Origin of the sequence: Leptothoe spongobia TAU-MAC 1115 (assembly GCF_018739885.1) — a bacterium.
GTDB lineage: Bacteria > Cyanobacteriota > Cyanobacteriia > Phormidesmidales > Phormidesmidaceae > Leptothoe > Leptothoe spongobia.
Genome location: NZ_JADOES010000052.1, coordinates 25,252 through 36,939 on the forward strand (window position 1 = coordinate 25,252; position 11,688 = coordinate 36,939).

General features: G+C 48.0%; 6 protein-coding genes. 1 reads left to right on the forward strand and 5 read right to left on the reverse strand.

The features are described 5' to 3' along the window. Positions 1–3: 3 nt before the first annotated feature. On the reverse strand, positions 4–1,065 hold the full coding sequence (gene fbp, locus IXB50_RS19600; protein WP_215610689.1) for a class 1 fructose-bisphosphatase: 1,062 nt from the start codon (positions 1,063–1,065) through the stop codon (positions 4–6). Positions 1,066–1,536: 471 nt separating this feature from the next. Between fbp and IXB50_RS19605 the strand changes: the two genes are divergently transcribed. Then, positions 1,537–7,128, forward strand: a complete 5,592-nt coding sequence (locus tag IXB50_RS19605; RefSeq protein WP_215610690.1) for a CHAT domain-containing protein — start codon at positions 1,537–1,539, stop codon at positions 7,126–7,128. A 105-nt stretch (positions 7,129–7,233) separates the two neighbouring features. Here IXB50_RS19605 and IXB50_RS19610 read toward each other — a convergent pair whose 3' ends face one another. From IXB50_RS19610 to IXB50_RS19625, 4 genes are all read right to left on the reverse strand, one after another. Next, positions 7,234–8,658 (reverse strand): ferredoxin:protochlorophyllide reductase (ATP-dependent) subunit N, encoded by a 1,425-nt coding sequence (locus IXB50_RS19610; RefSeq protein WP_215610691.1) that lies wholly within the window; start codon positions 8,656–8,658, stop codon positions 7,234–7,236. 113 nt (positions 8,659–8,771) lie between these two features. Then, positions 8,772–9,131 carry a DUF5331 domain-containing protein gene (locus tag IXB50_RS19615; RefSeq protein ID WP_215610692.1) on the reverse strand — a complete coding sequence of 120 codons (360 nt, stop codon included), beginning with the start codon at positions 9,129–9,131 and terminating at the stop codon, positions 8,772–8,774. Between the two features lie 184 nt (positions 9,132–9,315). After that, positions 9,316–10,179 (reverse strand): ferredoxin:protochlorophyllide reductase (ATP-dependent) iron-sulfur ATP-binding protein, encoded by an 864-nt coding sequence (bchL, locus tag IXB50_RS19620; RefSeq protein WP_215610693.1) that lies wholly within the window; start codon positions 10,177–10,179, stop codon positions 9,316–9,318. Between the two features lie 601 nt (positions 10,180–10,780). Continuing rightward, a complete protein-coding gene (locus IXB50_RS19625; protein WP_215610694.1) occupies positions 10,781–11,533 on the reverse strand; it encodes a hypothetical protein in 753 nt (250 codons plus the stop codon). Positions 11,534–11,688: the final 155 nt, after the last annotated feature.

The following is an 11,688-nucleotide window of genomic DNA, read 5'->3' on the forward strand; positions in this document are numbered from 1 at the left end:
GCCTTAGCCCATCACTGCCATTTCAGTTTCTCGTTCTCGGAAACGATCTTGAATAAACGATTCCACGAGTGCTACATCCTCTGTACTACCGAGTACCAAAGGTGTACGCATATGCAATCGATCAGGGAGCACGTCCAAAATTTCTTGGGTCCCCGTGGTCCCTCGTCCCCCTGCCTGCTCAGCCAAAAAGGCTAGTGGAGCCGACTCATAAAGTAAACGCAACTTTCCATCGGGATTTTTCACAGTGCCTGGATATAAAAACACCCCGCCCTGGGTCAAAATACGATGAAAATCTCCCACTAAGGCACCGCTATAGCGGGCCGAATATCCCTCATGGCGGTGAACGTACCGAATATAGTCTCGGATAGAGTCATCCCACTGCCAAAAGTTACCTTCGTTTACACTATAAACAGGACCATGATTGGGAATCGTAATGTTCTCTTCAGAAAGGATGAACTCCCCCAGGCTGGGATCAAGGGTAAAGGCATGGACGCCCGTACCGATGGTATAGACCAGAACCGTGCTAGGACCATAGAGAATATAGCCTGCCGCTATCTGCTCCCGGCCTGGCTGTAGCAGATCCTCTCCTGTTTGATGTTCGTCATTCCCCTTTTGTTGCCGAATAGCAAAAATCGAACCAACATTAAGGTTAATGTCTACATTAGATGAACCATCAATGGGATCGTATAGCAGGGTATAGCGGCCAATGGGACAGTTCTCTGGAATATAAAACGGTTCCTCCATCTCTTCAGAGGCCAAACGACAGACCAGGCCGCTTTGCTTAAAGGCAGAAATAAAGACGTCATTGGCATAGACGTCCATTTTCTTAACCGATTCCCCTTGAACATTTTCACGTCCGGTAAAGCCCAGAGCGTCTTCGACTAAACCAGCCCGCGATAATCGTCGAGCGATGAGTTTACCCGCTAGGGCAATACGAGTCATCAACGCGCTCAGGTCCTGTGCATCAGGACCAAAACTTTTTAGCTGTTGCAGGACGTGACGCGACAGCGTCATTGAGTCGCGATCCAACGTAGCCTCGTGGGATGGTTGATAGGTTTCAACCATAGAACCTCCATTGCCTCTATTGACTGAGGTGGGTGAGTGGGCGAAGTATCGAGTAGACACTTCTATTGCCATGTTAGGAACCCAATCTGAGAAATGAATTAAACTTTTAGATCAGTTACAGAAACATCCCAGAATCCAGATTTGATGCCACTCAACAAATAAAAAACAGATGAGTCGTTAGCTTCCGGCCAAACGGCAATGCGCGTCGTATATAAACGCTATTTTTACGTAGAAAGACTATAAAGCTTGTTACGAAGGTCAGCATTTATACGTGCCTATCCAGCGGCGGAATGACTGGTAAAAACCCGTGTCATTAAGGTTACGTTTCATCAATAAGTTAGCTGTGATTAGAAAGGGGAAGTTGTGATAAATCACGTTCAGAAAAATTTCAGTTCTGGACATGAACAAGGTTTAATTGCCACTTCATTTTGATCCCATTTCTTACAGTAGTAATCCAGCATTATCAGCATCATGGGGCATTTAGGGTGGAATCAGCTCAACAGCCATGTCCTACAGATAGCTGGCTGGCTCAGTGTTTTTACTCTAGGTATTGCTCCCGTTTGGGGACAAGTCGTTCCCACCGGGAATACGACGACGACGACGGAAGGCTTACAGATTCAGATTACTGGCGGTGCCCAATCAGCAGATGGAGCCAATCTGTTCCATCAGTTTGAATCGTTTAATGTAGATCCGCTTGAGACTATTACCTTTGTTGCCCCAGCCTCAGTTGAAAATATCCTAGGCCGGATCACGACTCTCCAGCCTTCAACCATTGATGGCGGCTTAGCCGTATCCAACAATGCAAACTTGTGGCTGCTCAATCCAGCGGGCATATTCTTTGGTCCCCAGGCCCATCTCAACTTACAGGGAGACTTTACGGCCACCACAGCGGATGCCATCGGGTTTGATCAAGGTTGGTTTACCGATGGTGCAGATTATCAAGCTTTGGTAGGCCCTCCCCGGAGTTTTGCCTTTGTCTCCAGCCCCGGACATCTGATCAACCTGGGGAACCTGCAGGTACCTACCGGCCAAAATATCCGTCTCCTGGGGGGCAGTGTGGTGAACAGTGGTACCTTAAGCGCCCCAGAAGGCAACATCACCATTGCCGCTGTGGCCGATAGCAATCGGGTCAGCCTCAGTCAAACCGGTCAGCTATTGGCTTTAGAAATTGAGCCCTGGAGCAACGAAATTACTCCATCCAGAGACACCTCGCTAAATATCTCGCCAATACATTTACCCGTACTCTTGACAGGTCAGGGTGGTGACAATGCCGATACGCTCACCATCGCAGTCGATGGCACCGTGCAACTGGCTCAAACGGTCGCCAATATGACACCAGAAACTGGCCATGTCACTGTATCAGGAACTGTAAACAGTGCTGGAGAATATGGTGGAGAGATTCTCATCTTAGGAGAACGGCTCTCTCTTGTGGATGCAAGCATCAATGTCGATGGCATCAATCAGGGGGGACAGATTTACATTGGGGGGAGTTACCAAGGGACAGGGCCATTGCCTAACGCCTCCCAGACTCAGATCGATCCAGACACCACCCTCAGCGCTAATGCTCTTCAACAAGGGGATGGAGGCCAGATTATTGTTTGGGCCGACCGGGTGACTCATTTTGATGGAGATGCCCAGGCACAGGGAGGAGCGCTAGGGGGCAATGGAGGCTTTATTGAAATTTCTGGTAAGTCAAAACTAGGCTTTACCGGACAATTCTCCCTCGCTGCCCCCCAAGGAGAAGCGGGCACTATCCTATTTGACCCAGACAATATTTTCATTACCAATGGCGGCACAGCGGCAGACGTCGCCACAGAATCTGTTTTATTTCCTGAAATTAGTGCGATTGACAATGATGCTGGCACGTTAATCCTGCATGAGGCAACTCTAGAAAGCTGGGATGGCGATGACAATATTATTCTCCAAGCCAATGACCATATCCTCATTGACCTAGGAGGGAATAACGAGCTTAGATTTCAACCAGGCAAGGGTTCCATCACATTTAGTGCTGATGCTGACAATGATGCCACGGGCTTCTTTTACATGACTCAAGTCGGTGATGTCATTAATACCTCGGGGCGAGATATCAATATTTCTGGTGATGCCGTTGTCATCCATTCTCTAGATACGCGCTCAGCTGATCTCAACAGTATCGGAAATGTTAGGTTTGTCACCCCTTCGATCATCTCCATAGAAGAGACCCTTAATGCTAACCATATCTCCTTGCAAGGTAATGGCATTAATTTTAATGGAGGTGATAATTCTATCAGTGGTCAAACCCTTTCCCTGGCAACGGATGATCCATCGTTGGATATTCAGTTAGGGTCAAGCGTTGATATGATCAACGCCCTGGATATTGAAGAAAGAGAAGTCTTGGCCCTCAACGATGGATTTGCTAACATCCTGATTGGTCGTCCTGACGGGACAGGCAAAATTACTCTGTATAATTCTATCGCCAACGGAGGCATTAGTCCCTTTCAAGATCCTGTTCATCTTGCTGGGGCCAATGTCTTACAAGGTCCTGATCAGCTAACCCCCTGGACCATTACCAGTAGTGGACAGGGTAATTTAAACGGACTATTTAGCAATGGGTTGAGCTTTGAAAATATCAACTCAATTGTTGTTGGCAATGGTACGAATGATACCCTCCACGGCTCAACGGGAAATGACAGGATTGTTTTCTCAGGTGTGGATGCTGGCACCTTTAATGATGTTAATTTTGCTGGCATTCAAAATTTCGATGGGGCTGACGGTGATGACCAGTTTATTTTTGCCAATGGAGCCGTGATCAATGGATCCATTGATGGTGGCACAGGTAGCAACACCCTTGATTACAGTGCCTACATCACCGATTTGATGATCGACCTGGAAACAGGTAACGCGTCTGGGACTGGAGGTTTTAGCAATATTCAGAGCGTTATTGGTGGCGCTGGATCTAATACCATTCAGGGGACTAATACTCATGATGTCGTCACGCTGACTGGAGTTGGCACAGGCACGATCAATGAAGTGGCGTTTCAAGCGTTTGAAACGGTTACCCCAGGCGCTGGAGACGATCGATTTGTTGTCAACGGTGGCCCCTGGACAAGCCTTGATGGAGGATTGGGGACCGATACCTTGGACTATAGCAACTACACCACTGCCGTCACTGTCGATCTTCAGGCAGAAACAGCTACAGACATCGGCACCATCAATAACATTGAAACATTGATCGGAGGTAGTGCCAGTGACAGCCTTATTGGCACCAACAGTAACGATATCGTGCTCATCACTGGAAATAATGCAGGCACATTCAACAATCTCAATTTTAGCAACATTGAGAATCACGATGGGGGGGGCGGAAACGACACCTTTTTCTTTAGTGATGGGACATCAGTCACTGGTGTTCTAACCGGTGGCGATGGCATTGACAGAGCCAACTATAACAATTACACCACGGGCATCACAGTCGATCTACAGACCAATAGTGCCACCGGTACCGGTGGATTTGATACCGTAGAAACCTTCATCGGTGGCAGTCATAACGATGCATTTAAACTGAGCGCCACCAATCTCATCAGCGCTATAAACGGAGGAGCCGGAAGCGATACTCTCCAGGGCGATCATGTCGTCAGTGAGTGGAACCTAACGGCTGTTAATACAGGTAATGGCACCGGCGTCACAAACTTTTCAAATATCGAAAACCTGATCGCTGGCAATCAAACAGACCAGGTAAACTTTTTCGCTGGCGGGGCTCGCTTTACCGGTGCTCTCGATGGTGGTGATGGTCCATTGACCCTCAAAGGCGACAGTATTGGTATTGGCACCAGCATTACAGGCACCAACACGTTAACGATTGAACCTATTTCAGTCGATAGAGAGCTTAACCTGGGCGGACCTGGGCTAACAGCTGCCTTAGATATCTCCACACCAGAACTTACCACCATCGACAATAGTTTTACGGCCATCACGATCGGGCATCCCGAAGGCACGGGTAAGATCACCCTCAGTGCAGCCGTCACATTATCAGTAGCGACAACTATCCAATCTCCCAGTGGCAATGGCTCAATTAACACCCAAGGATTTCATCTAACCGCTTCTGAGTTGTTTCTGTCAGCTGCACAAGAGATTATGACCGCCGACCTGATCGCCCCCAATGGCGTCACTCTTAAGAGTGGCGATGCCATTAACACTCAAGCTATTTTGACCCACGATGAGCTCAACGGCGGCCATGTTGTCATCGATGCAGGCACCACCATCACGACACAACAAATTGACACGACAGGGGCAGCGGGCGCAGGGGGCAATGTTAATCTCAATGCACCAGAGATCGTCCAAGTTGAATCCATCCGAGCCGAGGGTAGTAGCGCGGGCGGTAATGTCACCATTACCACCGACCAGTTTGTTCAAATAACCGGTAGCTTTACCAGTTTAGATAGTAGCATTGCCAGTATCTCCACAGCTGCAACCCATGGCACAGGTGACATTAGTATTTACCATGGAGGTAACAGCACCACTCCTTTTGAGATCGGTGATAGCAGCCTTTTAGGCAGCAACGCTGTCCTTACCACCGGGGCCTTTCAAATTCCAACGGACAGTTCTTTTCTAAATAGTTATTCCCTGGGTAACATCGCGCTTGTGACTCAGGATATCATCAGTCCCATTGTAGCCAATCCATCACCAGTCATCAGTCTGCCCCTAACGTTGCCCAACTCTCCTACCATTAATTTCAACTCCCCACTCCTAACAAATGACTCCCTTTCCCTAGAAAAACTAACAGCCTCTATGGGCTCCGATGACTCTAACAAAACCCTATTTGAACGGTTAGAAAATTCTTATTCTGAGCAGTTTAAGTCCCATTTAAACCTGTATGAACGGGTTAGCATTTCCCCCATCAATCTGGATACAGCCCAACAAACCCTGGAAAATGTTGAAGGGTTAATGGGGGTGAGACCGGGGGTTCTATATGTCTATTTCTTACCCCCAACTGGAAAAGATACAGCCATACCAGACTCCAGTGGCCTCAATCCTAATGATGAGCTGGGACTATTGTTACTCACCCATAGTGGACAAACTGTCCGCAGAAAAGTAGAAGGTGTGACCCGTGATCAGGTGATGGCCATAGCCAACGATTTTTTGGCGCAAATAACCAATTCTATTTCTGTATCGTCTCAATATTTACCACCGGCTCAGCAGCTCTACGATTGGTTTATCACCCCTGTAGAGGATGATTTGCAACAGCAGGGAATTCAGAGTTTAGCCCTGGCCATGGATACGGGCCTTCGCACCCTACCCGTTGCCGCATTGCACAGTGGAGAAGAGTTTCTCGTTGAGCGCTATAGCCTGGGTGTGATTCCTAGTTTTAGCTTGACTGACTTTAATCCTCAGAACTTTCTCTATAACCAGCTAGAAGATACTCAGCTTTTAGCCATGGGAGCATCCCAGTTTCCATCACAACAGCTTTTGCCCGCTGTACCAGAGGAACTCACTGTCGTCACAAAATCGTTTGATGACAGCGAAGTCTTTCTGAATGAGGGCTTTACACTGGATAACCTCCAAACCCAGGTCGCTCGCAATGAATTTGGCATTGTTCACCTGGCCAGTCATGGTGTTTTTGAGCCGGGTGAGCCGAGCCATTCTTATATTCAGCTATGGGATCAGCCCCTGCGGCTGGATCAGGTGCATACGCTGGGGTTACAGGAAGCTGATATTGCGCTGATGGTGTTGAGTGCTTGTAACACCGCTTTAGGGGACCGTGAAGCAGAATATGGTTTTGCTGGGTTAGCGGTAAATGCTGGGGTGCAAACGTCTGTTGCGAGTCTGTGGCCCATTAGTGATGAAGGCACCCTAGGATTGATGACTTACTTTTATGAGAACTTACAACAACAGCCGATTCGAGCTAATGCTTTACGCCAAGCGCAGCTGGCCATGCTGCAGGGGGAGCTGACATTTGCCGACGGGACATTATATGGCCTGGATCAGACGGCGTTGGCTCACTTTCCAGAGTTGGAATATCATGGACGCTGGAATTTTGAGCATCCTTTTTATTGGTCCACTTATACGTTGGTGGGTAGTCCCTGGTAATGCGGTTATTTTTACAAAAACTAGAAGCAGCATGGCCGCACGACTATCGTATTCAATTTGTTATTGTTCGATAGTCGTGCGATCTGTCAAGCAAGCAAAGGCTTTCTAAACGCTAGCTTCTTCCTTGACAAGTTTGTCCCATCCTAAATCCTTAAGATTACTGTTACGTCGCAATGGACGGGTCACCAACTCAAGAATGTCACGCGTGTTACCAAAGCCATGAATTTGGGCAAAGGTGAACTCGACAGACCACTTAGTGTTAATGCCCCTAGCTTCCAGTGGATTGGCATGGGCCATACCCGTAATCACTAGATCAGGCTCAATCTCCAGAATGCGTTGAATCTGATTATAGTTATCTGGCTTTTCAGTAATCTTGGGCTTGGGTACACCCATTTCTTCACAGGTGCGCTCTAGCAATAGCAACTCAGCTCCCTGGAAACGCTTATCCATATAGGGGATGCCAATTTCCGGTACGGTCATACCGCAGCGGATCAAAAAGCGGGCCATGGCAATCTCTAAGAGATTGTCTCCCATGAAGTAAACGGATTTGCCCCGAATCAGGCTGACGTAGTCCTCTACGGATTCCCAGATTTTGGCCTCTCGCTCGTCTAGCCCCTGAGGTTCAATCCCTAAGACGGAGCAGATTTTCTCGACCCAAGCACGGGTGCCGTCAGGGCCGATGGGGAATGGGGCACCAATTACCTTTGCCTTTTTCCGTCGCATTAAGGTGGATGCCGTGCGCGATAAGAATGGGTTTACCCCAGATGCAAAATAGCCTTCTTTGATGACGGGTAACTCGGTATAGCGGTTTTCAGGCAGCCAGCCGGATACCTTAACGCCTTGTTTCTTCAGTTCTAAATTGAGCTGGGTGACCACTGGATTAGGAACTGAGCCGAATAGGATCAGGGGGGTGTGGTCATAATACTCGTCTGCGGCAGGAGTTTCATCCGGAGCTGCTGCTTCGGTTTTACGGCCCAGGGATAGTAATTTGCCAAGGCCGTTACGCTCTTGCTTCTCAGGTTCGATGGCTGGGGCAGCAGGCTCTTCAGTGGGGCAGCGCTGGGCCATGGCGGCGAGGACGGTGTCTTCACCCTGGGTAAAGGCATAGTCGAGGCCGTTGGCGCGAGCAACCACGATGGGAACGCCGATTTCGTCTTCTAGGACAGGGGCGATGCCTTCGAGGTCGGTTTTAATGATTTCGGTGGTGCAGGTGCCGATCCAAACGATGACGCTGGGGTTGCGATCGCGCTTAATCTGCAAACACAACCGCTTCAATTCTTCATAATCATTCAGCTTGGCAGAGATATCACCTTCTTCTAGCTCAGCCATAGCGTAGCGAGGCTCAGCAAAGATCATTACTCCCATGGCATTTTGCAAAAAATAGCCACAGGTCTTGGTACCAATTACCAAAAAGAAACTGTCTTCAATTTTTTGGTAAAGCCACGCCACACAGCTAATGGGGCAAAACGTATGGTAATTGCCCGTGTCGCAGTCAAAGTCAAGGGAGAGAGTATTCGCAGTTGTTGTCATCGTGATTAAAGTCCTTGGAACAGTATTGACACTTGCAAAGAGAGATAACAGAGCTGCCATCTCCAGCAATCGTTCGCCGGGCAATCATCCGATGGGTTGTGTGCTTGCTTACTCTAGAGACCTTCTAGTCCTTCTAACAGGGGAGTATTATCATCACCTGCCGAAGCATCTAGCGTTGGTCCCACATCACCCTTACCGTCCAAGGCCATTTCTGGATCAAAATTAAGCCCAAGCACCTCGACTAGTGCATCCTCATCAGAGTTGAGCTTATAGAACGGCACCATCAGATTCGATAGTTTAGGCTCTATGGCGTTAATCACACCCAAAATTAGTAGCGAAGATGGACGCCGACCACCGTCAGGCGTTCTGACAGAGACGTTATTCATCTGCAGTTCTAACCAGGCACGATTGTCTTGCACATAGTTCAACCACTTATCACGGATGGAGGTGGTGAAATTCTCAAAAAAGGCCATATCTTGAGACTGTTTCTAACTTGGCAACATCACCCTGCCGAAAAATGTAGACAGGGCACGCAGCAATTTAGCACCTCAGCGTCAGAATGGCCAGTCTTTTGAGAAACTCAACGCGAATAAACAATTAGAAACCGATCAGATTAACCGGGAAAGTCTTACCAAATCGAGGCCTAAAGCCAGAAACCTAGACCATCATTAGGTCCATTTCATTTTGCTGAGGAGCCGCCGCTTCAGGTGGGTTGAGGTAGAAGTCAGAAAGCAAGGAGAATAGCTCACGGTCAGCGGCATCCTTGGGCACAACACCCTCAGGCTGGGCAATCAGCTGATCGGCGATATTCAGATAGTACTGACACACGGGCTCCAAAGCGGGATCGGTTTCAGCCATTTCAAACATGGTCTTGCCTTTTACCCGAGAAACACGAATGTCTTCGATCAAGGGCAAAATTTCTAGCACTGGCATGGGTACTGCTTCGATGTACTTGTCGATCAGGTCTCGCTTGGAGGTGCGGTTACCGATCAACCCGGCTAGTTTTAGGGGATGGGTACGGGCCTTTTCGCGCACTGACGCTGCAATCCGGTTCGCAGCAAACAAGGCATCAAAGCCATTGTCAGTGACGATCATGCAATAGTCAGAATAGTTCAGTGGAGCGGCAAAACCACCGCAAACCACGTCGCCTAGGACGTCAAATAGAATGACATCGTACTCGTCAAAGGCGTTTAACTCTTTGAGCAGCTTTACGGTCTCACCGACCACATAGCCACCGCAGCCAGCTCCAGCAGGGGGACCACCAGCTTCTACACAGCTAACACCGCCATATCCCTGGTAGATAACATCTTCTGGCCAGATGTCCTCATAGTGATAATCCCGTTCCTGTAGCGTGTCGATAATGGTGGGAATCAAAAAACCCGTCAGGGTAAAGGTGCTGTCATGTTTGGGATCGCAGCCGATTTGCAGCACTTTTTTGCCACGTTTGGCGAGGGCGACAGAGATATTGCAACTGGTGGTGGATTTGCCAATGCCGCCTTTTCCGTAGACCGAGAGTTTCACGCTCGTTGTCTCCTTTTGGTGGGTGGTCTGAAGCGACCATGTCTGTGGGTCATTGTGGGGAATAAGTGGGTTATTGAATAGGGGGCAGAAAAAAACTTAATTGAATAAAACCCAGCTTAATGGGCCAATAGTTTTATTTAGTAAAGCTAATTACCTATAAAGACTTAAAATTCAAAATTTGAATCCAAAAATAGAATTTACAATCCAAATTTATAAAGATAAGAACAAAAGGCAAAAAATAGTTTTTGGCTGAATCCTTTGAAAATAAAGGCCTATGGCTTCTACTTAAATACTTAATTATGTTGCCAGCCATCCTTGGGTATGTGGTTTGAACCAAGCTATAGAGCTTGGGTATCCAAGGGGCTCAACTCAGGTAAACCGTATCCATCTCTTGGGATCCCTCAAAGGTAAGGAATTTAGTCAGTCAACCGAATCATTCCTGCTGCCAGTCAGGTTGGATTATCTCTATAAAGAGATGGCCTTTCTGGATTAGGACGGTTGATACATGAAGTACTGAGTCAAAATCTTCGTGCTGAATTTGAAAGTTTGGGCTCAGATTATTGTTAAGAATGTTTTATTCCTAGGTAAATAAAACGAAGTGCTAAGAGTTTGTTTCGTCTTTTGAACTTTTGTCTGCGATTTTTGGGGGTTGCCAGGTGAAATCGTTACTGGCTGTTTCAAAATTGCTAGGGGTAAAGAGGGGGCTGCTGACGGATAGGTCGTTGTCCCATTGGGGTTGGGTGACCTCTGTCAGGGGCTGATACTTAGTTGTGAATTTTGCGATCGCCTGATTTAGCTGCTCGGCAATTTCTTGGGCGGATTTAGTCGCTGTAGGGGATGGCGTTTGGAGCTGTAGTTTGAAGAAAAGTGCCCTTGCTAAGTCTTCTAGCCCCTCTTGAGTAGCGAGTTCAGGGGCAATGGTGATCCTGCTGTTTTCCAGAGCGGTACGAATCATGTCAGGGCTGAGGCGTTGGGCTGTATTTTCCAGGGTCTGGGCAGCCAACGTCATCAGGGTGGCTTCTAGCCCTCCAGTCCGCATTATTTTTTGATACCGGACTAGACGGGCTAATAGGTTTGCTATTCGCTTAGGGATCTGCTCACCTAGAGCCGGAATGGGTTGAGATAACTGCGTGCCGAAGGTTTGAAGTGCAATATAAAGCAGACGTTTGCTTTCAGGAAAGCTGAGGCTTGGGCCTGATTGGTCTTTGTCTAGCAGGGCAACGGCAGCTTTTGCCATCTCGACAAACTCTGTTGCTGAAAGTTTCGATGACACCCGTTGTAGATAGGTACGAATCAGCAGGAGCAGGGTCTCTTCAGCTTGTGTTAGACGTTCTTGATCAGATGGGACAGGCACTGTTGCTATGGCACCGATATGAAACTATTTCGATATTAAACGACCTGGCATATTGATCATGAATACGGCGAATAGCTTGTAAGTGTCTATTTCCATGAAAAACAGGCTCTCTCTTGAGAAGCCAGCAGGTTATGGAGGGTCTTGAGAGATTAGGC

Bases quoted from the DNA above. Each gene is read 5' to 3' on its own strand.
- IXB50_RS19610 (WP_215610691.1), bottom strand. From the start codon at position 8,658: ATGACAACAACTGCGAATACTCTCTCCCTTGACTTTGACTGCGACACG.
- IXB50_RS19605 (WP_215610690.1), top strand. From the start codon at position 1,537: ATGGGGCATTTAGGGTGGAATCAGCTCAACAGCCATGTCCTACAGATA.
- IXB50_RS19615 (WP_215610692.1), bottom strand. From the start codon at position 9,131: ATGGCCTTTTTTGAGAATTTCACCACCTCCATCCGTGATAAGTGGTTG.
- fbp (WP_215610689.1), bottom strand. From the start codon at position 1,065: ATGGTTGAAACCTATCAACCATCCCACGAGGCTACGTTGGATCGCGAC.